We start from the raw sequence: 22,163 nt of genomic DNA, 5'->3' as shown, positions 1-22,163 counted from the left end.
AGCCACGGACATGGAAGATTTTCACATGATGCTGAACGCACCTGACTACTCGTCTCATTTCGAGGATGCCTTGCAGGATTTGCGCGATACGGGAAACTACCGCGTCTTTCAGGAACATAACCGCCTGGTCGGCCGGTTCCCGCTGTCTCAGGTCATGGGCGAGGATGGCCCGCGCACCATCACGGTCTGGTGTTCGAACGACTATCTGGGCATGGGGCAGCACCCGGTTGTGCGCGGTGCCATGAAATCGGCGATCGACACCTACGGCGCGGGGTCTGGCGGCACGCGCAACATCTCGGGCAATCACGGGCCGATCGTGGCGCTGGAACAGGAACTGGCGACATTGCATGGCAAGGAGGCCGGGCTGGTCTTCGGCTGTGGCTATCTGGCCAATCTTGCAACGCTGGCGACCTTGGGGCGTCTCTTGCCCGATTGCGTGATGATCTCGGACGAGTTGAACCATGCGTCGATGATCCAGGGGGTGCTGGCCAGCAAGGCCGAGAAACGCATTTTCCGGCATAATGACGTGGCGCATCTTGAGGAAATCCTGAGCGAGCTGGCGGCGGATCGCTGCAAGGTGGTGGCCTTTGAAAGCGTGTATTCGATGGATGGCGATATTGCGCCCATCGCCGAGATCATCCGGGTGTCAAAGAAATACGGCGCGCTGACCTATATCGACGAGGTTCATGCGGTCGGCATGTATGGCGCGACCGGCGCGGGCGTGGCCGAACGCGAAGGGCTTGCCGGCCAGATCGACATCATCCAGGGCACGCTGGCCAAGGCCTATGGGGTGATCGGTGGTTATGTCACGGCCAATGCCGAGATTATCGACGCGATCCGGTCCCATGCGAACGGGTTCATCTTTACCAGCGCGCCACCGCCCACGGTGGTGGCGGGTGCGCTGGCATCTGTCCGCCATCTGCGGGACAGCACGTCAGAGCGTGAAAGCCTGCACCGAAAGGCGGTGTTGCTGCGGGCTCTGCTGAAAGACGCGCGCATACCGTTCATGGACGCACCCAGCCATATCGTTCCGGTGATGGTGGGGGATCCGTTCAAATGCAAGCAGCTCAGCGACCTGCTGCTGGAACGGCACGCGATCTATGTACAGCCCATCAACCATCCGACCGTGCCAAAAGGCACAGAACGCCTGCGCATCACCGCGTCGCCCCTGCATAGCGATGGCATGATACACGGCCTTGTTTCTGCGCTGGTGGATTGTTGGCGCGATCTTCAGATCGGATGGGCCACGCCGCTGGGATCGGGGCGATAATTGTGGCCTCGCTGAAAAAGAGCCGCCGCGTCCGGCTGATCCTTTTCAGTGGTGTTGCTCTTGTGTCTGCGACCGCCCTGATCGGCTATGCGATGCGCGATGGCATTCAGTTTTTCCGAACCCCGACCGAGGTGGCCACGGACCCGCCCGCGGCCAACGAGGTGCTGCGCATCGGCGGCATGGTCGAACATGGCAGCCTGGTGCGCGACGGTGCGAATTTCTCGTTCCGGGTCACCGATGGAGAGACCTCGTTTCCGATCAGCTATGTCGGTATCGTGCCGGATCTGTTTCGGGAAGGAGAGGGGACCATCGCCACCGGCAGCGTCATCGGGGGTGTGTTCAGGGCCACCGAAATCCTGGCGAAGCATGACGAGGTTTACATGCCCTCGGAACTGGCGGAGATGGAAGCGCTGAGAGACTAGACCGACCGCGCTTCGGCCGGCCTTGGCAGCCGGGTTGAGTGTTTAAATAGGACTTGAAAATACCTATTTAAACCGCCATAGAGATCGCGAATTTGTTCAAGGAGCGATTCGGATGTCCGGTTCCAGTTTGCGCCCGCATCAACTGTTTGACATCACACGCACGGAAATCGACCAGGTGGTGCGACGGTTCTATGCCGAGGTGCGCGCACATGATGTGCTGGGCCCGGTGTTCAATTCCGCTGTGACCGACTGGCCGGAGCACGAGGACAAGATCTCGGGGTTCTGGGCCGGGGCGATCCTGAGAGAACCCGGCTATTTCGGAAACCCGATGCAGGTCCACATTGCCAACCCGAACATCCGTTCCGAGCATTTCCCCGTCTGGCTGGACCTGTTCCAGAAAGTCCTGGAGCAGGAGCTGACGGGAGACGTTGCGTCGGCATTTTCACTACTGGCGCAACGGATCGGCAAAGGGTTGTCCATGGGGATCGAGAATTTCCGCCAGCCCGACGGTGCAGCACCGAATTTGACCTGACATGCCCAACCACCCGGGACAGCTGAAAGAGTAACCACCGATGGCGAATATTGATTACTCCAGAGCGCGTATCATCAGCGATCCGGCCCCGGCCACCATCGTCAGGTGGCTTGTCGCAGGCTGGAGAGACTTTTGCCTGAACCGGACCTATTCGCTGCTATACGGCGGTGGACTTGTCCTGTTTGGGTGGGCCTTGATCCTGCTGCTGTTCCGGAACGGGTTGGCCTGGGCATTGCTGCCGATGCTGGCGGGCGGCGTGCTGGTGGGGCCGGTGGTGACCGTCGGCCTTTACCGCGTCGCCAGCGGCAAAACACGCGTCGCCGCGAAGGGACAGATCACCCTTGTCGGGATCATCCTGATGGTTTTCGCCATGGCATGGATCCGGGCGGCCACCATTCTGTTTGCGATCGTCTACGGCCTGAAGCCTTTCGAGGGGTTTGTCGCAACGCTTTCGCTCTTGCTGAGCACATCGAGCGGCTGGGTCTTGCTGGTCAGCGGAACCCTGGTCGGAGGGTTGTTCGCCGCGCTTGGCTTCGCTGTCTCGGCGTTTTCGCTGCCGATGCTGGTCGAGCGCGACATTGACGGGTTTTCGGCCATGGGGCTTAGTTTCAATGCCACTACGCAGAATTTCCGCCTGACCGTCCTGTGGGGCATGACCATCGCTGCGCTGACGGCCTTGGGTATTCTGACCGGTTTTCTGGGTCTGGTCATCATCTTCCCGCTGCTCGGATACGCCACCTGGCACGCCTATGACGATCTGTTCCGGCAGGGCGGCGGGGCAAAGCCGCAACCCGGTTCCGAACATGTCCGGATTGTCGGGGAGGAGGTGTGAACATGCCACGCAAACTGACGTTCGAAGATCTTGCGGTGCTGCTGGCGCTTTCTGCCGTGATGCTGACCGGCATTGCCATTCTGGGATGGGGTGTGCCCACCGTCTACGTGATGCATGGCTGGCTGATTGCCGGCGCTGCAGGCTGGGGTCTGATCTGGATGATCAATCGCGCCACGGACCCGGCACAGGACGTGCCGCATGCCTATAATGACAAGGCGACCAAGTTCGGCGTCGTGGCCACCTTTATCTGGGGTGTCATCGGCTTTGCAGTTGGCGACATACTGGCGTGGCAACTGGCCATTCCGGATCTGAATGGCGATATGTCCTGGTCCAATTTCGGGCGGTTGCGGCCGGTGCATACCACCGCCGTAATCTTTGGCTTTGGCGGGAACGCCCTGATCGCGACCTCTTTCTATGTCGTGCAGCGTACCTCGCGTGCGCGGCTGGCCAGCGAAACGCTGCCCTGGCTGATCTTCTGGGGCTACAACCTGTTCATGCTCCTGTCCGTCAGCGGGTATCTGGCGGGGATCACCCAATCCAAGGAATATGCTGAACCGGAATGGTATGCCGACCTGTTGCTGGTCGTGGTCTGGGTCGGATACCTGACCTTGTACCTGCGCACCCTGGCGCGCCGGGCCGAGCCGCATATCTATGTCTCGAACTGGTATTATCTTGGCTTCATCGTGGTGATCGCGATGCTGCATATCGTCAATAATCTGGCGGTGCCGGTGTCGATCGCCTATCCCAAGAGCTATTCCCTGTTCGCGGGGGTGCAGGATGCCATGACGCAATGGTGGTATGGCCATAACGCCGTTGGCTTCCTTCTGACCGCAGGCTTTCTGGGCATGCTGTACTATTTTCTGCCCAAAGCGGTGAACCGGCCGGTCTATTCCTACCGCATGTCGATCATCGGGTTCTGGGGAATTACCTTCCTCTATCTCTGGGCCGGGTCGCATCACCTGCATTACACCGCATTGCCCGATTGGGTTCAGTATCTGGGCACGAGCATGTCAATCATCCTGCTGGTGCCAAGCTGGGCCTCGGTCTTCAACGGCATCCTCACCATCAATGGCGCCTGGGACAAGGTTCGCACCGATCCGGCAGTGCGCTTCATGATGGTGGCCATCCTGTTCTACGGGCTGACCACTTTCGAAGGCTCGTTCATGGCGATCCGCCCGGTCAATTCACTCAGCCACTACACCGACTGGACCGTCGGCCATGTCCATGCCGGTGCGTTGGGGTGGGTTGCGTTCATCACCTTCGGGGCGATGTACAAGATGGTGCCCTGGATCTGGCGGCGCGACGGGATCTATTCGGAACGGCTGGAGGCCTGGCATTTCTGGCTCGCCCTCACAGGGACGCTGATCTACGTGGGCGCGATGTGGAACAGCGGCATGACACAGGCGCTGATGTGGCAGACCTATGATGCCGATGGCGCGCTGTATTATTCGTTCCTCGACAGTGTTTTGGCGATGCATCCCTATTACGCGGCACGCGCCATCGGCGGGTTGTTGTACCTGATCGGCGCGCTGATCGGGGCCTACAATATCTACATGACGATCAGTGGGCCGAAACGCGAGACAACCCGTAAATCCGGGCCGCTGGCCCGGCAACCAGCGGAGTAGGGCGATGAGCACGGCACACCAGAAACTCGAACGCCACTCGATCGCTTTTGCGATGATGATCCTGTTCGTGGCCTCGATCGGCGGCATTGTAGAAATCGCCCCGCTGTTCACCATTGAAAACACGGTGGAGGAAGTTGAGGGGATGCGCCCCTATACGCCGCTGGAACTGGCCGGGCGCGATATCTATGTGCGCGAGGGATGTTATGCCTGCCACTCTCAGATGATCCGCACCTTGCGGTCGGATGTGGAGCGCTATGGTCATTACAGTCTGGCGGCGGAAAGCATGTATGACCACCCGTTCCAATGGGGGTCGAAACGTACCGGTCCGGATCTGGCCCGGATCGGCGGGAAGTATTCGGATGACTGGCATGTGGCGCATCTGGAAGACCCGCGCGCGCTTGTGCCGGGGTCGGTAATGCCGGGCTATGCCTTCCTGTCTGCAACGCGGCTGGACACCGGTCACCTGCCCGCCGCTCTTGAGGCTCTGCGCCGCGCCGGGGTGCCTTATACAGATGCGCAGATTGCCACCGCCGAGCAGGCGGCAGGCTGGCAGGCGGATGCGGAGCAGGCTTACGAATCCGAGCTGCAGGAACTTTTCGGCGACAATGTGCAGCTGCGTGATTTCGACGGCAGGCCCGGCGAACTGACCGAGATGGATGCCCTCGTGGCCTATCTGCAGGTCCTGGGCACGCTGGTGAATTTCGACACACTGGACCCCGAGGAGATCAACCGATGACCCATGACGCGGTACTGGTTTTCTCCAAGACCTGGGGTGCGATCTATTTGCTGGTTGTCTTTGTTGCCGCCGTACTCTGGACCTATTGGCCCTCGCGCCGTGGGCTTTACGACGAGGCGGCGCAGTCGCCCCTGCAAAAGGACGAGGACCGGCCATGTCGGTAAAGGAAAAAGACCCTGTCACCGGCACGGCCCTGACCGGGCATGAATGGGATGGCATCACCGAGTTGGATACGCCGGTGCCCTGGGCCGCCCGGTGGGCCTTGTGGGTCAGCATTGCCATTGCCGCGCTGTTCTGGGTTTTCTACCCGTCCTTTCCGCTTGTTACGGATTATGCGAAGGGGCTGGTGGGGTATTCCTCGCGTGCCGAAGTCGGCCGGGTTCTGGCCGAGGCCGATGCCCAACGGGCCATGAATTTCGCACCCTTTGCAAACGGGGATATTGCGGCCCTGGCCGGCGATACGGCACTGGAGACGCGGTATAGCGATGCGATTTCAAAGCTTTACGCCGACAATTGCTCCGCCTGTCACCGGGTTGATCTGGCAGGGCAGACCGGGTTTCCCAATCTGCGCGATGCGCACTGGCTTTGGTCGGGCGCGCCGGAAGAGATTGAATACACGATCCGCCACGGGATCAACGCGGCAGACGAGGATACGCGAGTGTCGCAGATGCCGGCGTTTGGCACGGATCAGCTGCTCGACAGGCAACAGATTGAAGACGTGACCGAGTTCGTTCTGTCGCTGTCCGAGGGGGATCACAACGCGGTGGCCGCCGGTCGCGGGCAGAATGTGTTCGCAGAAAACTGTGCGGGCTGTCACGGGGATGACGGGCGCGGCGGGTTGGAGAGCGGCGCACCGGATCTGGGCGATGCCGCATGGCTCTATGGTGGCAGCCGCGATGATATCCATGACAGCATTTACCGCGGCAGGCAGGGTGTCATGCCGGCCTGGAAAAACAGGCTGGATGACAAACAGATCCGGATGCTTACCCTTTACCTTCTTTGGCAGGCCGACAATGCCGGCAACTGACGAAACACCACGGTTTCGCAGGGCCATGTATGTTTTCATGCTGCTTTTGCTGATCGGCTATGGCGGGTTCAAATCCTGGCACATTCTTGTCGCGCTAGAAGCCTGGGAAGGTCAAAGCCTGCCGGACACGAAATACAGTGCCAAATGATACATGCTCTGGGAGCGGACTTGCAGAGGTTCTGCCGCGCGGCTCACCTCGGCGGAGGGAAACGACTGCACCAGGCCGGAAACCGGCGCTTGCCGTCGCAGGATAACCGGCGCGAAAGGGTAGACGTCAACAGGGCTTGGTAACTGGAAATCAGGCATCTTGTACCGCTGCGGAACCCGGATCGTATTTTGACCTGACGCCGAGGGCGCGGATGAGGTTCTGCATGCCGCGATTCCCGGAAAGAACATCCTGCAGCGTGCTGCCGTCAAGCGAATGAAAGAAGGCTTCCTGCGCTTCGATCAGAATTGGAAGAAGCCCGCAGGCCGGTGTCATGACACAGCATCCGCCGCCCTCTTTCATGCATTCGACCAGCGGTGTTCCGCGTTCGGATTTCCGGAGCAGACCGCCGATCGAAATAGCGTCGGGCGGCAATGCCAGACGCATGCCGCCATGCCGCCCCCTGACGGATTCCACGTATCCTTCGTGGGTCAGCCATTGTGAAATCTTGGCAAGATGGTTGAACGGCAATTGCTGCAGGTCAGCGATTTCGCGCGTCGACATAAGGCCGCCCTCGCTGGTCGCGAGGTGGATGAGGATGCGCAGGGCATAGTCGGAGAACTTGGAGATCTGCATGGGGATTTCTCACATAGAAAATGCGACTTGTGAAGGCGCATTTTGTTGACAGGCCACGCGACTCTAAATATTAGGTATTTAAAATACCTAATATAGGGCGAAGAAATGCAATCAAACGTTCTTTTGATATCGCTTGTGCTGATGGCGGCCATGGCGGTTGTTTTCTACGTTGCGGCCCGCGCGTCGGATGGGCCCGAACCCGGGCCTCGTGCCAATTCGAAACGGACCGGTCTGATCTGGGCGATGCTCGTCGTCGGAGTCCTTGTGTCAGTCGGCACGCTGCGTCCGTGGCCGCATGCGTTGGCAAGCACGGATGATACGATCAATGTTGCGATCACCAGCGGGCAGTGGTGGTGGGAAATCGACACGGTCGAGATCCCGGCCGGCAAGCCCGTCAACTTCAGCGTGACGACCGAGGACGTGACCCATGGGCTGGGCATTTACAATGCCGACATGCGGCTGCTGACCCAGGTGCAGGCGATACCCGGATACACGACCGAGATCACCTACACGTTCGACGAGCCGGGCCAGTACGAGATCCTCTGCATGGAATATTGCGGCATCGCGCATCACGAAATGGTCAACGAATTCGAAGTTGTTTCGGTGGAGGAATAAATGACCACAGCACACACACCTCAGGCCGGGGCCGTCAAGCTGACGATGATCCTGTCCGGCGCAGTATTTGCCCTTATGATGATCTTCGGCCTTGCCATGCGCGCCGCGCAGGCCCAGTGGATCGAGCTTGATCCGGCCATTTTCTACCAGCTTCTCACCGCTCACGGGGCAGGGATGGTCGGGACGGCGGCGCTGTCGGGTGCCGCGATCCTCTGGTATTTCTGCGGGCGGCACCTCACGCTCAGCGCGGGTATTTTCTGGGCGTTCCTTGGCCTTTTTCTGCTGGGCGTTGTGCTGATCCTGAGCGCGATTTTCCTGGGCGGATTTGGCGGGGCCTGGACCTTCCTGTTTCCGCTGCCCGCCAATTCCGGTGGCGCATGGGGGCCGGCCGCCGCCGCGGCCTTCATGCTGGGCTATACCTCGATCGGGGTGGGATTCCTGCTGTACTACCTGGAGCTGGGCCGGCGTATCCGGGCGCGGTACGGCAATCTGACGCGCGCCCTTGGCTGGAGTCTGATCCTGGGCAAGGCGGATGATGATGTGCCCCCGCCCACGATCATCGCCGCAACATCGGTCACGATTTTCAACTCGATCGGGATCGTTCTGGGCGCTGCCGTTCTGGTGGCCAGCCTGGTGCACCTGCTGGTGCCCGGCTTCGAAGTAAACGCCCTGCTGGCCAAGAACCTGATCTATTTCTTCGGGCACGTGTTCATCAACGCGTCGATCTATATGGCGGTGACTGCCGTCTATGAAATCCTGCCGGAATATACCGGGCGTCCGTGGAAATCGAACCGGGTCTTCGCGATTGCCTGGAACGTGGTTCTGATCTTTGTGATGGCCGTCTACTGGCACCACCTGCTGCAGGATGTGGTCATGCCGCCCTGGATGCTTGTGGTCGGGCAGTTGGTCTCGTATTTCAGCGGCATTCCCCTGATTGCGGTCACCGCGTTTTCAACCTTCCTGTACATTCGCGGGTCGAAAATGACCTGGGATCTGGCGTCGTCATTGCTGGTATTGTCGGTCGCCGGCTGGTCGATTGGCTCGATCCCGGCCTCGATCGACGGGATGATCAGTGTCAACAAGGTCATGCACAACACCATGTGGGTGCCGGGGCATTTCCACACCTATCTGTTGCTGGGCGAGGTCGCCATGGCCTTTGGGTTCATGGCCTGGCTGGTGCGCGGCAAGGCAATCTCGGAAATGGTGGGGCTGGACCGCGTGGCGTTCTATACCTACCTCGCCGGTGCCAGCGGCTTTATCCTGGTGTTTCTGTTCTCGGGGGCGGCCTCGATCCCGCGCCGCTGGGCCGTGCACTACGAAGACTGGCTGACCCATGATCGCATCGGAACGGCCTTTGGCGCCCTTGTGGTGATGGGCACGCTTCTGTTCGTGCTGCGCTTTGTCGCGCGGCTCGGGCGGAGCGACGGGTGATGTTGCGCCCGGCGCTTGCCTCGGTTCTCGCCGCCGTTATCGGTGGCGGGTTCCTGTGGTACGCGACAGATGGCGCGCAGGCCTTTACGTCAGAGGCTGCGCGCCGGCTGGACGTGGCGCGGTCGCCGCGTCCGGTGCCCGCGGTCCGTCTGGAAGATATGAATGATCGGACCATCGCGCTGACGCCGCAAAACGGCGAGGTGGTCCTGGTCGAGTTCATCTATACGGTCTGCGGTGACATCTGTCAGATCGCGGCGGGTGATTTCGCCGCCATCCGCGACAAGCTTCGCGCACAGGGCGCGGATGTGCGCCTGATTTCGGTCAGTTTCGACCCGCTTCGCGACACGCCTGAGCAAATGCGCATCTATGGCGAGAACCATGACGCTGACGGAAATATCTGGACCGTCGCGCGCCCTGCTCTGGACGATCTGGAGGCCCTGCTGACCCTCTTTGGGGTCACGGTCATACCGGACGAATGGGGCGGGTTTCAGCATAATGCCGCAATCCATGTGATCGACGGTGAAGGCAGGTTTTCGGCGGTGTTCGACACCGATGCGGTCGCCGCCGTGGTCGATCGCGTTGCTGGAGAGCCATCATGACGCGGTGTGTCCTCGCAGCACCGGCTTTCTTTACGGCGCTGGCCCTGCGATGGGGCGCGGCCGAAAGCCCGATCCAGCATGTCCTGATCCAGATGCCGCTTCTGGTGCTGGCGGGTGCTTTACTGGCCTGGAACCTGAAGGCGCGGCGTGACTGGGCCTTGCCCCTGTTCATCCTGGCACTCAGCGTCTTTCTGTTCTGGATGCTGCCGCGCAGTGTCGACTGGGCCCTGACCAGGGCGGGCGAAGTTGCAAAACTTGTCAGCCTGCCCTTGTTGCTTGGCGTTCCCTTGCGCCTGTCCTGGCCCTGGCTCGGGCCTGTGCTGCGCGGGTTCTTGCAGGCTAATGCGCTGTCCATGCTGGGGGTGCTTGGGTTTCTCTACATTCACGCGCCGATCCGGATCTGCAATTCCTACCTTGTCTCTGACCAGCAGGATCTGGGCGTCGGGTTTCTGATTGCTGCTGCCGGCCTGACCTGTCTCTGGGTCTGTCCCGTGCTGTTCGGACAGGCAGAGCAGGACGCATCACCGCCGTGGTCATTTCCGGGCGCAAAGGACCTCAAATCATGAGTTACGCTGATACCGTGTTGGGTTTTGCCCGGATTGCCAGGGCGAAAGCCGAACATCTGAATGCCGATCCGTTGGGGTTCGTGATCCTGACGCTGAAGGCGGGCGCCTATGTGGGCGCCGGCATCCTTCTGATCTTTTCGGTCGGGCAGGGGGTGGATGCCTCGATCCGGCCGATCGTGATGGGGGCAAGTTTCGGGATTGCCCTGACCCTGGTGGTGTTTGCCGGGGCCGAGCTTTTTACCGGGCACACCATGTACATGATGCATGGTGTTCTGACGGGCAGAGCCAGCATCCGTGATCTTGCACGATGCTGGTGTGCCAGCTGGGCTGGCAATCTGGCCGGTGCGATCCTGCTGGCGGCGATCTTCGTGATCGGCGGCGGTGGTCTGATCCTGGCCGCGGGGGACGAGGCTTTGCTGTATAAGGTTGCCGCGAAGAAGATGCATGGCACCGCGCCGGAGCTTTTTGCCAAGGCCATCCTGTGCAACTGGCTTGTGTGCCTGGCGCTCTGGACCTCGGCGCGCGCGCGCGACGATGTCACCAAATGCGTGCTGATCTTCTGGTGTCTCTACGCTTTCATCGCTGCTGGGTTCGAACACAGCGTCGCCAACATGACCGTATTTTCAGTGGCGCTTCTGTCGAACCATCCTGATGGAATTTCCATTGCCGGGGCAATCTGGAATCTAACCTGGGTTACTCTTGGCAATACCTTTGCCGGCGCCGTGATCATGGGTTTCGGCTATTGGGGCGCTGCGTCCAGGCCAAGTTTCAGTGACACCGGGATCGAGAAGAGCGCCCATGGCAAGCCCGAATGAACGCCGGGTGAGCCGGTTTGCGTATCATTCTTAGTTGGCCCCCCTGAAAGAAAGGAAACACGAAATGAAAACATTCATGCTGAGCGGCCTCGTGATCGCTGGTCTGGCCTGCAGCGCGCAGGCTGACGGCGATCCTGAGGAAGGAAAGAAGGTATTCAAGAAATGTGCTGCCTGCCATGCGATCGAGGAGGGTAAGAACAAGGTCGGACCCTCGATGTTTGGTGTCTGGGAGCGGCCTGCCGGTGCGGTTGAGGGTTTCAAGTATTCCCAACCCATGGCCGAGGCCGGATATACTTGGGACGAGGAACATCTGGCAGGCTTCCTTGCCGCCCCCAAGAAGTATCTGCCCGGAACAAAGATGACCTTTCCAGGGGTCAAGAAAGAAGAGCAGCTTGCTGATCTTCTGGCCTATCTCAAAACGCTTCAGTGAGCCGGTTCCGAACAGCACAATGTCAGGGGGGTGTATCCGCGCCCCCTGATGCATGGTTCGGCCCCATTCTGTTCACTCTTGCCAAAAAAAAGGCCGAACCGATCCCGGTCAGATCGGTTCGGCCGGCAGGCGCGCAGGGTTTGAAACGCGCCTGCAGGGGAGGCTTTTATCATTCTGCCGCGATGGTTCCGATATCGAGCCCAAGTGCCTGCGCGACACCTGCGCCATAGGCCGGGTCTGCCTTGGTGCAGATGCGGATATGCCGGTGTTTGATCTCAAGTCATGCCGGGCCAATCGGACGGGTGGTATTTTCGAACAGCACCTGTTGCTGCTCGGGGGTCATCAGGCGGAACAGGTTACCGGATTGCGAGAAGTAATCCTCGTCCTCGCGATGGTTCCAGTGATCGCCGTTCTCGATACTGTCGCAAAGATCACGCTGGTGGCTTTCGCGATCCCCGGCAACGATTTGCCCGGCCTCTTCATCGGTCAGGTTCCTTATGCCCTGCTGGGTCTTGAAATGGAATTTGACCCAGAACCGTTCATCGCTGGCATTGATGAAGCTGAACGTATGGCTGCCGAATCCGTCCATGTGCCGGTAGGTGGCAGGCAGACCGCGATCGGACATTACGATGGTGACTTGGTGCAGGGCCTCGGGCAGATTGGTCCAGAAATCCCAATTGTTGTCGGCGCTGCGCATGTTGGTACGCGGATCACGTTTGACCGCATGGTTGAGGTCGGGGAACTTCAGCGGATCGCGTAGAAAGAAGACCGGCGTGTTGTTTCCGACCAGATCCCAGTTGCCCTCTTCGGTGTAGAATTTGACGGCAAAGCCGCGAATGTCCCGCTCGGCATCCGCGGCACCGCGTTCACCCGCGACGGTGGAAAACCGCAGGAACAGATCGGTCTTCTTGCCAATGTCAGAAAACAGTTTGGCACGCGTGTAACGGGTAATGTCCCGGGTGACGGTGAAGGCGCCATAGGCGGCCGAGCCCTTGGCGTGCATGCGCCGTTCGGGGATCACTTCGCGGTCGAAATGCGCCATTTTTTCAAGGAACCAGACATCCTGCAGCAGCGCGGGCCCGCCGTCAGCGTGTTCTGGTTGTCGGGGACCGGCGCGCCGAATGCGGTGGTCAGTTTAGGTTTGCTTGTCATTTCGATCTCCTGATTTGGCGTCGAAATGCAGCAAACCAGAACCGGTCGAAATCGTCCAAGTCATACAAATTATGCGGTTGATAATCACAGGTGATACATGACCGGGAAAACCTCGATGAGTGGTTTGTCACTCCGGGATCTTGAATATATTCAAAGCATTGCGCAAGAAGGTCACTTTGGCGCCGCCGCAGTGGGTTGCGGCGTTTCGCAGCCGGCGATCAGCCAGCAGGTTCTGAAGCTGGAAGCGCGTCTTGGCTTTGCCATTTTCGAACGCCAGGGAAAGCACGTGTCGTTGACGCCAAGTGGTGCGCAGTTCCTGCGCAAGGCCGAGGTGGTCCTCGCCGGGGCACGGGAACTTCTGGATATGTCTGTGGGTCTGAGTGACAATCTGGAGGGCGAGTTGCGTGTTGGCGTGATCTCCACGCTTGGCCCCTATCTGCTGCCTCTGGTGCTGGGGTCAATCAAATCCCGATATCCGCAAATCCGGCTGCGCCTTTCCGAGGAACCCACGACGGTTCTTGAGCAGATGCTGGCGGACCGGGAACTGGATGCCATCCTGATCGCGACGGAACCGAAACATCAGCATCTGGAAACGGCCGGGCTGTTCTTTGAACCGTTTGCGCTGGCCTGTCCCGCCGATCACGGCAGGACGCCGGGCCAGCCCGTGGCCTGGGCGGACGTGCGCGGTGCCGAACTTGTCCTGCTGTCGGAAGAACATTGCCTGCGCGATCAGACCATGGCGCAACAGCGATCCGCGGGCCAGATACCTGGAAAAATTCGCAGAATTTCTCGGGTCTCAAATGGATGAACCAGAGCTTGCACGGCATCTAACCTTCGGCAGTGGCAGGGCGCTTGCCGGGGTCGGGACGCTGCCGGATTTAGGTGCCGTCAGGGGTGGCGGTCTGAAAGCCCGTAGCGAAGGATAAGATAGTCTTCGATGTCCGCCGTGTTCTCAATGCGCCGGGCATCCGCCGCGCCAGCCACCGACCATCGGCCTGAAAGCTCATCATCGCCCGCCGGGAGAACCAGCTGCGGACAGGATTGGCTTTCCGCCCCGGCCAGCTGTGCCAGCGCACCGCGTGGTTTCGGGAAATCGACATAGCAGATTTGCAGGGAATGGCGCAGCACCGGATAGATCGAAAGCAACCCCTCGAGGCGAAGGCAATGCGGGCAAAAGAAAGCGCCATCGCCGGTCGCCGGATCCAGAAAGTCGGGCCTCAGCAAAAACAGGATGGGTTGGGCGGGGTCCGTCATGGGTGTCGCTTTCGTCACAAGTCTACAGGTCCAGGGTGATCGACGCACCCGCGCAGCCTGAAACACAGGGGGTCAGGTGGGTGTCGCGCTCGGATTTGGGCATGGTGATGTCACGATGCACCGGGGTTCCCTCCAGGTAGCGGGTCTTGCATTCCAGGCAGATCCCGCCCTCGCAAGACGCGGAAACGTCGACATCAGCGGCCCGCAAGGCTTCGAGCATTGTTTGGCCCTGCTTCACTGGAACGGTTCGAGAAGACCGGGCGAGGCGGATTTCATAGGCTTGCTGGCCGACATCGGCCGAGACCCCGAAATATTCGACATGCACCCGGTCGCGCATATGGCCGGTCTTGGCCAGAAGCTCTCCGATCATCCGTTCCGGACCGCAACAGTAGAGATGCCCGGTGGCGTCGATGGCGGAAATCACATCGTCCAGCCTGAGCCGTTGCCCCCGCTCGGCGTCATAGCGGGTCATGCGCCCTGCGCAAAGCGCTTCAAGTTCGGGCAGGAAGGCGGCATCGCTTTGGCGGCTGGCATAATGCAGCTCAAAGGTGCGGCCTTGCCGGGACATCTCGTGGATCATCGGCATGAAAGGGGTGATCCCGATGCCGCCCGCAATCAGGATCACATGGGGCGCGTTGGTCAATGGCAGAAGGTTCTTGGGCAGGGAGACCAGTATGCGCTCACCCTGTTGAAGGGCATGGACCTGCCGCGATCCGCCGCGACCGTCGGGTTCTTTCTGAACGGCGATGAAGTAACTCGACCGGTCCGCCGCGTCACCGCAGAGGGAATAGGGTCTGACAAGCCCATCGGGAAGGTGAATGTGGATATGTGCACCCGGTGAAAACGGCGGCAAATCCCAACCATCCGGGTCCGAAAGACGCAGCAGCCGCACCCCAGGCGCGATGTCGCGGGTCTCTTTGATAACGGTTGTGACCCGGTGAATAGGCTTGACCATGTCGCGTTCTCCTTACGCCGGGCAGATCGTATCGCCGGCGCGGATGATGCCGCCCTCAAGGATACGGGCATGCAGGCCGGACCGGTGCAACAGGGGCTCGAAAATATCCTTGCCGGTGATCTGTTCGATATGTCGGCAGGGCGTCGACAGGCGGGTTGCTTCGAGCAGGCAGTCACCGATCCTGATCCGCTGCCCGACCAGATGGTTCAGAGGCACATGGCGGGTGGTCACATTGCGCCGGTGCTCGTCCGCGGCCAGGTCGATCCCGCAATCGCGTTTGAGTGCCTCGAGGGTTTCGGCCTCGAAAAGCGTGATTTGGCGGCCTTCCTCGGGGCGGTCCGAGTAATACCCGTCCTCGGAAGCATACCGGTCACCCGTGATCCCGACGTTTGCAACCAGCTCCAGCTGAGGCACGGTTTTCATCGGCAGAAACGACCGTGGCGCGATGTGCAGCCCGATGACGATACCCTTCCAGCTCATGTGCATTTTCCCTTGGTCCGTTCGGTCTTGCAGAAGATGACGATGAATGACGGGCGAGGGCCAGGCCCGCCGATCTAGACGGTGCAGCCGTCATTGTCGCAGTTTGCATCGCCCTGCGGGGTTCCGGCCTGTTTCTGAACGCTCGGGGCGGCCTCGCCCAAAAGCGTGGCAATTTCGGCGCCCAGCAGAAGTTCTGAGACATCGCCGAAATGATGCGCCCGCAGGTCCCCGGCCTTGTCGATCAGAAGCAGGCTGGGGGTGCCGCGCATCTGATAGGCGGCCATGGTTCTGGGCATGGCGCCATCGCCCGGCTGATCGACGCCTACGGGAAACTTGATGCGGTATTCATGCAGAAACGCCTTCAGTGAGATCGGTGTCATCGCTTCGTGATGCTCAAAGACCGTGTGCAGGCCCAGAACCGCAACCTTGTCTTCGGGGAATGCGGCGCGGACCTTCTGTGCCAGCGGTATGCCGTGCATGACGCAGCCCGGGCAAAGCATCTGAAACGCTTCGATAACGATGACCTTGCCGCGCAGGTCCGCCAACGTCAGGTCAGTGGCGGAGTTGAACCACTGCTGTATCTGCAGTTCCGGAGCCTTCATGGTCAGTCCTTCCAGTAATCATTGGCTGCGGCAATCGTCTGGAAATGGGTTGCCACGACCGCTGAAACCGCGATGAGTGCGTTGGCATCCTTTTCGTAGACCGCACGCAGTGTGTCCCGAACCTGTGCGTCAGGCTGTGTTTTCTTTACGGCGATGCGCGAGAGTTTGACCGCCAGATCGAACCCTTCCTGAGGCGTGGCCGTTACCAATGTCGGCAACCATGTTTCGGACATTTTTCGCTTTCCTTTCCAGGTAGGTTGAAGCGCGGCGTTTCCGCCGCACCTTCAGTTTACTCGATTTTGCCCGGAAGGCTCAGATTGCCCGAGGCAACGTCAAAGACGTCCACGACGCACAGCAGTGGCGAATGGACATTGGCGTTGACCTTCAGGGCCGATGTTACGCCATCATAGCTGACGCCGCCCAGCTCTATGTCGCTGTTGAATGCGGCTTTGACGGTAATCTCCGGGCCGTCGAAGACCGGCGAGAATCCCGGGCTGTCCAGGAAGATCGGAAAGCCCGGCCATGTCGCGGGAAGTTTCGGGGTTGCGCCTTCGGGGATATCGCGCACCGCCAGCGCGCCTGTACCGCATTCTTCGGTCGGGGTCAGAACCACCCAGTGGCTGTGCCAGATGACACCGTCATTCGCCGGGTCACCGTCAAGGTTTTCGTCATAAAGTGGGGTATCATCGAAATCCGGATGGCTTGTGGCGGCCATGGCCAGAATTCCGGTACCTTCCTCAAAGCCGACGGCAGAAGGTTCAAGCGATGTTGGCCAGACATAGGTCCAGACATCCGATCCTCCAACCGCACCGGTCGCGGCGGGCACATTTTCACCGGCTTTACCGTTTGTGGTCATGTGGAAGGTGACCACATTCCCAGTTCGATGAGCGTGGGCAGCCAGGATGTCAAAGGCAGCGACTTTCCCACCATCGACAGCGGATTTGATGGCGCCTTCCTGTTTGATTGCATGGTTGGCGTGATCACCGCCAGCTGTTGCTGACGCCGCTGATAGAACCAAAGCAGCGAGAGCGAATCCTGATGTGGTTTTCATTCGAAGTTCCTTTCTGTGTGGTGGAGAATATTTAGTAGCGAGTCTAAACTATTGCAAGTTTTATTTCGGGTCGCTACCATTTGCTGATGAGCAAGGAATACCATATTCGAGAGCTGATCATGCGACTCGCCCGCCTGGATGTGTCTGAAAGCTGGGCCGAAGATCTAAACCCGGCGCAAAGGGCGGTTCTGGAATACCTGTCACGCGCAAACAAGTTTTCGCGCAGCCCTTCACATGTGGCCGCGTTTCTGGGTACGACGCGCGGCACGATTTCCCAGACGTTCAAGGCGTTGTTGCAAAAGAACTACGTCACTGAAAAGCGTTCTCAGTCGGACAAGCGGGTTATCAGTTTCGATCTGACGCAAAAGGGTAGGGCGCTGCTCGCCCGCCCCCGTTTGCTGATTTCCGGTCTGGAAAGTCTGGACAGCTCTGAACAGAACGCGTTGCTTTCTACGCTGCAATCGACGCTGAACAGTTTGCTGGAACAGAACAAGGGGCAACCCTTCGGCTTGTGCAAGGAGTGCAGGCATTTCACCAGCAGCAATGGCGGTGGCTATTGCAACCTGCTTTCAGAAAAACTGGCGCCGCCGGAAACCGAACAGATTTGTCACGAACAGGACCCCTTATGACCGAACCAACATTGAACGCTCGAATTGATGGTATTTTCCTGGGCAGTGTCGCCGAAAGATGGCCCGGACGCCCGCCATCGGCCATCGGAAAGACAGCTGTCGGGGGATGCCGGGAAATCAATGAATTCGGATTTATCGGGGATGCGCAGGCTGATCTTGACCATCACGGCGGTCACGACAAGGCCATCCATCACTATCCGTCTGACCATTACCCGAGCTGGATTGCCGAAGGCCAGATCCCGGCCGAGGCCGTGCCCGCGGCGTTCGGGGAAAACATTGTGTCTGTCGGCATCACCGAGACCAATATCTGCATCGGTGACAGGCTGCGTCTGGGGACTGCAATTGTCGAGGTCAGTCAGGGTCGTCAACCCTGTTGGAAGGTCAGCGAGCATACCGGTAACGCCAAGATGGCCTATCTGTTCCAGAAAACTGGCCGAACCGGCTGGTATTACCGGGTCCTGGAACCAGGGCAGGTATCCCCGGGTGATCAGATTAGCCTTATTGAGCGCCATCACCCGGAATGGACCGTTGAAACGGTCACGCGGGCGCGCCTGACTCGCCGCATCACATCGAAAGATGCAGCGGCATTGGCTGAACTTGTGGTTTTGGCCGAAGGATGGCGATCAGCCTTCGCGCGAATGGCTGCCGGGGAAACTCATGAAGATACGGACGCGAGACTGATCGGCTGATTGGCTGTTGGCCAACCGATAGAACTCAACGCTCGGATTTCTCAATGCTCACAAAGTAGAGCCTGCGCATTGGTTGATGTATTAACATAATCATCATTATGAGCTTCTAGATGTGCAGCAGAGCGCGCTACCCTCTTTGTCAAAAAGAGTCGCGCTTCAGGTATTGCTCACTGGCCAGAACCGTTTGAACCGCGTTGCCTTGTAAGGTGAGAGATCGGTGTTCGCCATCCGTCCCGTCACGATATCGGCAACCAGCTCGCCGGTCTTTGGCGCCATCATAAGCCCATAATGACTGTGGCCAAAGGCAGCGACAAGGCCCGGCAGGCCTTCGACCTCGCCAATACAGGGCAGGCTGTCGGGCAGGCTGGGGCGCTGGCCGGACCAGGTGGCGTGGGGCTCGGCAGTCAGATCCGGCGACAGGCGACATGCCAGTCTGACCAAACCGTCAAGCCGCCGTTTGTTGAGCGCGGCGTCAAGACCTGCGAACTCTGCCGTGCCCGCGACCCGCAGCCCGTCGGTCATCGAGGAAGCGACAAATTTCATCTCGGCATCCATGACCGAGTGATTGAGTGTTATCCCCGGCTTGGTGAAGGTGACGTGATACCCGCGCTCGGCTTCAAGCGGAATATGGACTCCAAGCGGCGACAGAAGCCGTGCCGACCAAACCCCCATGGCCAGAACGATCTTAGCCGCCTTGAGGTCCCCCTGATCCGTGCGGCAAAGCCAGCCGCCATCGTCCTGCCGGTGCAGCGATTGCACCGACGTCTGGCGCAACCTGCCCCCAAGCTGCTGGAACTTGTCGGCCAGGACCGCGCCCAGCTGGCCGGGCGACAGCGCACGGGCCTGTCCCTTGATAAGGACCGCCGCGGTGAAATCCGGTGACAAGGCCGGCTCCAATGCGCGCAGATCGGCGGCGTCGATCCGTTCGACCTCGGCACCGGCGCGGCGGCGCAATTCCGTATCCAGCGTATCCAGGCGTGCGGCGCTGGCATCGCGATAGGCGTGAACGTAATAGCTGTCGCGGATCAGCCCCTCGTGCCCGGTGCCTTTCAGATGGCGCCGGTAGAGGTCGATGCAATCCCGGTTCAGGAACTCCATCGCTGCTGAAACCGCGCGCACGCGGGCTTCGCGGCCCTCCGCCAGAAACCGCATCCCCCAAGGTGCCAGACGCGGCAGATAGGTGGGGCTGACCGCAAGCGGGCCGACCGGGTCCAGCATCATGCCGGGGACTTTCTTCCACATGCCGGGCATGGATTGCGGAATGACCGACCAGGGCGAAATGACGCCTGCATTGCCAAACGAGGTGGCCTGTCCAGGTGCGTCGCGGTCAATCAGGGTGACCTTCAAGCCGCGCTCGATCAGGGACAGGGCCGTGCAGATTCCGACGATACCAGCGCCCAGAACGGTGATTTCCTCTGACATCGCCTCATCCCGCCTCGGTGGTGCGCCGGCGCAGGACGATCTGGCTCAGGACCGCTGGTGCGGCGATCAGGGCGGCGATCAGGTCAGCCTGCAGTGAGGGCGCGATAAAGACCAGCCCGGCCATCGCAAGAAGAACACGAAATAGCGCACCCATTGGCGCCAGCCAGTACCCCACAACGGCCACAGACAGGCAGATCACGCCCAGGATACAACTGGTCGCGGTATAGCTGAAGGTCCAGAGGTCGAACCCGGTCTGCGAAACGATCAGAAGGACGGGCGCATAAACGAAGGCCATCGGTGCCACGATCTTGCCCAGCCCCAGCGTGAAGGCAGATATGCCGGTGCGGAACGGATTCGAATTGGCGATGGCGGCCGCGGCATAGGCCGAGGTGCAGACAGGTGGTGTGATCTCGGCCACGACGCCGTAATAAAGCACGAACATATGGCTGGCGATCGGCGGCACACCAAGCTGAGCCAGCGCGGGCTGCGCGACCGAGACGAGCATGATGTAAAGCGCCGTGGTCGGTATGCCCGCCCCCATCAGGATACAGGCGACCGCGATGAAGATCAGGCTGATGAACAAGGTGATATCGGTGACCGAGAACAGCTCGAACCTGCCAAAGCTGAGCAGGGAATGCAGGCTGGCGCCCAGTTCTCCTGCGCTTTGCGTGACCATGAAACCAACGCGAAAGCCGACGCCGGTGGTGTTGATGACGCCGACGACGATACCCACGGCGGCGGCAGCAGCGCCGACTGCCAGCGCGTATTTGACGCCGGTTTCAAAGGTCTCGGCCATTTGTGGCAGGCGGATCCGCTCTTGGGGGTTCAGGCTTCCCAACAGCGTCAGCGCGACCAGAAGGGCCGACATCGGCAGGTCAAAGCCACCGCCCGTGCATTTCCAGACAACAAAGGCGATGAAAGCGGCCGGATAGGCCAGCGTGACCGGCGCCGATCTGCGCGCCATGCCTGTGACAATTGCCAGCGAAATGCCGCAGAAGGCCGACATATAGGGCGTGTAGCCGGAAAAGAGCACCACCAGAAGCCCGACAAGAGGCACCATATTGGCCCAGCCTTCGCGCCAGACTGCGCCAAGGCGGGGCAGCATCTCTTTGGACAGGCCCTGAAGGTTCAGCCGGCGGGCCATCAGGTGGACGACGCTGAAGACGCCGACGTAATGCAGCAAGGCCGGAAAGATCGCCGCGATGACGATGGTGGTATAGGGCACCTCCAGGAACTCGGCCATGATGAAGGCCGCGGCCCCCATGATCGGCGGCGTGATCTGGCCTCCGGCACTGGCTGCGGCCTCGACCCCGCCGGCGAAATGGCCCGGATAGCCCAGCCGCTTCATGTTGGGGATGGTCAGCGCGCCGGTCGAGACGGTGTTGGCCACGGACGAGCCCGAGATGGTGCCGAAGAAGGCCGACGACACCACCGAGACCTTGGCCGGTCCGCCGGTATAACGCCCAGCCAGGATGGTTGCGTTGTCGATGAAAAGCTGACCCAGCCCGGTCCGCTGTGCGATCACCCCGAACAGCACGAAATGGAAGACGATGGTCGAGACAACCCAGAGGGTGACGCCAAAGATGCCCTCTTGCGGGAAGTACATCGACGAAACAAAGGTGCGGATCTTGACGCCGGGATGTTGCAGGATGCCGGGAAAGACCGGACCGAAAAGCGCATAGGCCATGAAGACGCAGATGATCGCGGGCAGCACCCAGCCCAGCGTCCTGCGGGCGATGTCAAGCACGAGAACGATCAGGATACTGCCGAAAAGCATGTCATAGCCATTCGGATTACCCATGCGGAATGTCTGCTCCTCGATCCCCAGCCAGGGCACGCCACGCCAGGCAAAACCGAGATAAAGCGCAGAGGCCACGCCAAGCCCCATCAGAAGGATGTCCAGATAGGGAACGCCGCCGTAATGCATCAGGCCGGTCTTGAGGTCATAGGTTCCACGTGTCCGGATCGCGGGAAACAGCGCATAGGTCAGGATGAAAAGGCCCGACAGGTGCCAGCCCATATGCCAGTGGTCTGTGGGTAGGGCGAAACCGGCAGTCAGATAGTGATAAGTGGCAAAGCTTAGCGCGACCACTTTCAGAAAGCGGGCAAAGCCCGGCGAAACCGGCCGGGTTGCGGCGCTCTCGTCGTATTTTTCCTCGATCGCGGCCAGTTCCTCGGCTGTAAGGGTGTCGGTCTTCTGAGAGGTGGCGTCAGTCATGGCGGTTTCCCTGGCACGCTATCAATAAAT

27 protein-coding genes and 1 pseudogene are annotated in these 22,163 nt (G+C 60.1%); 18 read left to right on the top strand and 10 right to left on the bottom strand.

What is annotated here, in order from left to right; all coding sequences use genetic code 11:
* The first annotated feature begins 10 nt into the window (after nt 1–10).
* From hemA to SPO_RS23450, 9 genes are all read left to right on the top strand, one after another.
* On the top strand, nt 11–1,270 hold the full coding sequence (hemA, locus tag SPO_RS20805) for a 5-aminolevulinate synthase (protein WP_230981830.1): 1,260 nt from the start codon (nt 11–13) through the stop codon (nt 1,268–1,270).
* Nucleotides 1,271–1,272: 2 nt separating this feature from the next.
* Nucleotides 1,273–1,692: a cytochrome c maturation protein CcmE gene (ccmE, locus tag SPO_RS20800; protein ID WP_011241972.1), complete on the top strand. Its 420-nt coding sequence runs from the start codon at nt 1,273–1,275 to the stop codon at nt 1,690–1,692.
* Nucleotides 1,693–1,804: 112 nt separating this feature from the next.
* Nucleotides 1,805–2,224, top strand: a complete 420-nt coding sequence (locus tag SPO_RS20795) for a group III truncated hemoglobin (RefSeq protein WP_011241971.1) — start codon at nt 1,805–1,807, stop codon at nt 2,222–2,224.
* A gap of 193 nt (nt 2,225–2,417) precedes the next feature.
* Nucleotides 2,418–3,056 (top strand): DUF2189 domain-containing protein, encoded by a 639-nt coding sequence (locus SPO_RS20790; protein ID WP_230981829.1) that lies wholly within the window; start codon nt 2,418–2,420, stop codon nt 3,054–3,056.
* A 2-nt stretch (nt 3,057–3,058) separates the two neighbouring features.
* Complete coding sequence (ccoN, locus tag SPO_RS20785) at nt 3,059–4,681, top strand: cytochrome-c oxidase, cbb3-type subunit I (RefSeq protein ID WP_011241969.1); 1,623 nt, start codon at nt 3,059–3,061, stop codon at nt 4,679–4,681.
* Between the two features lie 4 nt (nt 4,682–4,685).
* Nucleotides 4,686–5,417 carry a cytochrome-c oxidase, cbb3-type subunit II gene (gene ccoO, locus SPO_RS20780; RefSeq protein WP_011241968.1) on the top strand — a complete coding sequence of 244 codons (732 nt, stop codon included), beginning with the start codon at nt 4,686–4,688 and terminating at the stop codon, nt 5,415–5,417.
* Nucleotides 5,414–5,581, top strand: a complete 168-nt coding sequence (locus SPO_RS20775; protein WP_011241967.1) for a CcoQ/FixQ family Cbb3-type cytochrome c oxidase assembly chaperone — start codon at nt 5,414–5,416, stop codon at nt 5,579–5,581. Before ccoO ends, SPO_RS20775 begins: the two co-directional genes overlap by 4 nt.
* Nucleotides 5,572–6,444 carry a cytochrome-c oxidase, cbb3-type subunit III gene (gene ccoP, locus SPO_RS20770; protein WP_011241966.1) on the top strand — a complete coding sequence of 291 codons (873 nt, stop codon included), beginning with the start codon at nt 5,572–5,574 and terminating at the stop codon, nt 6,442–6,444. Before SPO_RS20775 ends, ccoP begins: the two co-directional genes overlap by 10 nt.
* Before the next feature lie 25 nt (nt 6,445–6,469).
* Nucleotides 6,470–6,592, top strand: coding sequence for a hypothetical protein (locus SPO_RS23450; RefSeq protein WP_269138915.1), 123 nt, complete (start codon nt 6,470–6,472; stop codon nt 6,590–6,592).
* 150 nt (nt 6,593–6,742) lie between these two features.
* Here the strand turns inward: SPO_RS23450 and SPO_RS20765 are convergent, their stop codons facing one another.
* A complete protein-coding gene (locus tag SPO_RS20765; protein ID WP_011241965.1) occupies nt 6,743–7,225 on the bottom strand; it encodes an RrF2 family transcriptional regulator in 483 nt (160 codons plus the stop codon).
* A gap of 141 nt (nt 7,226–7,366) precedes the next feature.
* Between SPO_RS20765 and SPO_RS20760 the strand changes: the two genes are divergently transcribed.
* The 6 genes from SPO_RS20760 (at nt 7,367) to SPO_RS20735 (ending at nt 11,681) form a co-directional block, all read left to right on the top strand.
* Nucleotides 7,367–7,840, top strand: coding sequence for a cytochrome C oxidase subunit I (locus SPO_RS20760; RefSeq protein ID WP_230981828.1), 474 nt, complete (start codon nt 7,367–7,369; stop codon nt 7,838–7,840).
* Nucleotides 7,841–9,271: a cbb3-type cytochrome c oxidase subunit I gene (locus SPO_RS20755; protein WP_011241963.1), complete on the top strand. Its 1,431-nt coding sequence runs from the start codon at nt 7,841–7,843 to the stop codon at nt 9,269–9,271. It begins immediately after the preceding gene.
* Complete coding sequence (locus SPO_RS20750; RefSeq protein ID WP_011241962.1) at nt 9,271–9,870, top strand: SCO family protein; 600 nt, start codon at nt 9,271–9,273, stop codon at nt 9,868–9,870. The genes SPO_RS20755 and SPO_RS20750 overlap by 1 nt, the downstream gene beginning before the upstream one ends.
* Complete coding sequence (locus tag SPO_RS20745; protein ID WP_011241961.1) at nt 9,867–10,436, top strand: hypothetical protein; 570 nt, start codon at nt 9,867–9,869, stop codon at nt 10,434–10,436. Before SPO_RS20750 ends, SPO_RS20745 begins: the two co-directional genes overlap by 4 nt.
* Complete coding sequence (locus SPO_RS20740) at nt 10,433–11,251, top strand: formate/nitrite transporter family protein (RefSeq protein WP_011241960.1); 819 nt, start codon at nt 10,433–10,435, stop codon at nt 11,249–11,251. Before SPO_RS20745 ends, SPO_RS20740 begins: the two co-directional genes overlap by 4 nt.
* A 64-nt stretch (nt 11,252–11,315) precedes the next feature.
* The gene (locus tag SPO_RS20735) at nt 11,316–11,681 is read left to right on the top strand and encodes a c-type cytochrome (protein WP_011241959.1); all 366 of its coding nucleotides are present in this window, start codon (nt 11,316–11,318) and stop codon (nt 11,679–11,681) included.
* Nucleotides 11,682–11,850: 169 nt separating this feature from the next.
* Here SPO_RS20735 and SPO_RS20730 read toward each other — a convergent pair.
* Nucleotides 11,851–12,833, bottom strand: a pseudogene (locus SPO_RS20730) (catalase).
* Nucleotides 12,834–12,930: 97 nt separating this feature from the next.
* On the opposite strand from SPO_RS20730, the gene SPO_RS20725 reads away from it, so the two are divergent.
* On the top strand, nt 12,931–13,641 hold the full coding sequence (locus tag SPO_RS20725) for a LysR family transcriptional regulator (RefSeq protein WP_051420472.1): 711 nt from the start codon (nt 12,931–12,933) through the stop codon (nt 13,639–13,641).
* A gap of 80 nt (nt 13,642–13,721) precedes the next feature.
* Here SPO_RS20725 and SPO_RS20720 read toward each other — a convergent pair whose 3' ends face one another.
* From SPO_RS20720 to SPO_RS20695, 6 genes are all read right to left on the bottom strand, one after another.
* Nucleotides 13,722–14,087 (bottom strand): DUF3088 domain-containing protein, encoded by a 366-nt coding sequence (locus tag SPO_RS20720; protein WP_044029528.1) that lies wholly within the window; start codon nt 14,085–14,087, stop codon nt 13,722–13,724.
* A gap of 22 nt (nt 14,088–14,109) precedes the next feature.
* Entirely contained in the window at nt 14,110–15,042 is a 933-nt protein-coding gene (locus SPO_RS20715; protein ID WP_011241956.1) for a PDR/VanB family oxidoreductase, read from the bottom strand.
* Nucleotides 15,043–15,054: 12 nt separating this feature from the next.
* On the bottom strand, nt 15,055–15,522 hold the full coding sequence (locus SPO_RS20710) for an MOSC domain-containing protein (RefSeq protein WP_011241955.1): 468 nt from the start codon (nt 15,520–15,522) through the stop codon (nt 15,055–15,057).
* Between the two features lie 74 nt (nt 15,523–15,596).
* Nucleotides 15,597–16,124: a redoxin domain-containing protein gene (locus SPO_RS20705; protein WP_011241954.1), complete on the bottom strand. Its 528-nt coding sequence runs from the start codon at nt 16,122–16,124 to the stop codon at nt 15,597–15,599.
* Nucleotides 16,125–16,126: 2 nt separating this feature from the next.
* Complete coding sequence (locus tag SPO_RS20700) at nt 16,127–16,357, bottom strand: hexameric tyrosine-coordinated heme protein (protein WP_011241953.1); 231 nt, start codon at nt 16,355–16,357, stop codon at nt 16,127–16,129.
* A 56-nt stretch (nt 16,358–16,413) separates the two neighbouring features.
* A complete protein-coding gene (locus SPO_RS20695) occupies nt 16,414–17,175 on the bottom strand; it encodes a hypothetical protein (RefSeq protein ID WP_011241952.1) in 762 nt (253 codons plus the stop codon).
* Nucleotides 17,176–17,261: 86 nt separating this feature from the next.
* Here SPO_RS20695 and SPO_RS20690 point away from each other — a divergent pair, with 86 nt between their 5' ends.
* Together SPO_RS20690 and SPO_RS20685 are read left to right on the top strand one after the other, a co-directional pair.
* Complete coding sequence (locus tag SPO_RS20690) at nt 17,262–17,804, top strand: MarR family winged helix-turn-helix transcriptional regulator (protein ID WP_011241951.1); 543 nt, start codon at nt 17,262–17,264, stop codon at nt 17,802–17,804.
* On the top strand, nt 17,801–18,493 hold the full coding sequence (locus SPO_RS20685; protein ID WP_044029526.1) for an MOSC domain-containing protein: 693 nt from the start codon (nt 17,801–17,803) through the stop codon (nt 18,491–18,493). Before SPO_RS20690 ends, SPO_RS20685 begins: the two co-directional genes overlap by 4 nt.
* Before the next feature lie 156 nt (nt 18,494–18,649).
* On the opposite strand, the gene SPO_RS20680 is transcribed toward SPO_RS20685, so the two are convergent.
* The gene (locus SPO_RS20680; protein WP_011241949.1) at nt 18,650–19,915 is read right to left on the bottom strand and encodes an NAD(P)/FAD-dependent oxidoreductase; all 1,266 of its coding nucleotides are present in this window, start codon (nt 19,913–19,915) and stop codon (nt 18,650–18,652) included.
* Between the two features lie 4 nt (nt 19,916–19,919).
* Complete coding sequence (locus tag SPO_RS20675) at nt 19,920–22,133, bottom strand: TRAP transporter permease (protein ID WP_011241948.1); 2,214 nt, start codon at nt 22,131–22,133, stop codon at nt 19,920–19,922.
* Between the last annotated feature and the right edge of the window lie 30 nt (nt 22,134–22,163).

This window comes from Ruegeria pomeroyi DSS-3 (assembly GCF_000011965.2).
Classification (GTDB): domain Bacteria; phylum Pseudomonadota; class Alphaproteobacteria; order Rhodobacterales; family Rhodobacteraceae; genus Ruegeria_B; species Ruegeria_B pomeroyi.
The sequence above is the reverse complement of the archived record's forward strand: the minus strand, read 5'-3'. Positions and strand labels throughout refer to the sequence as shown.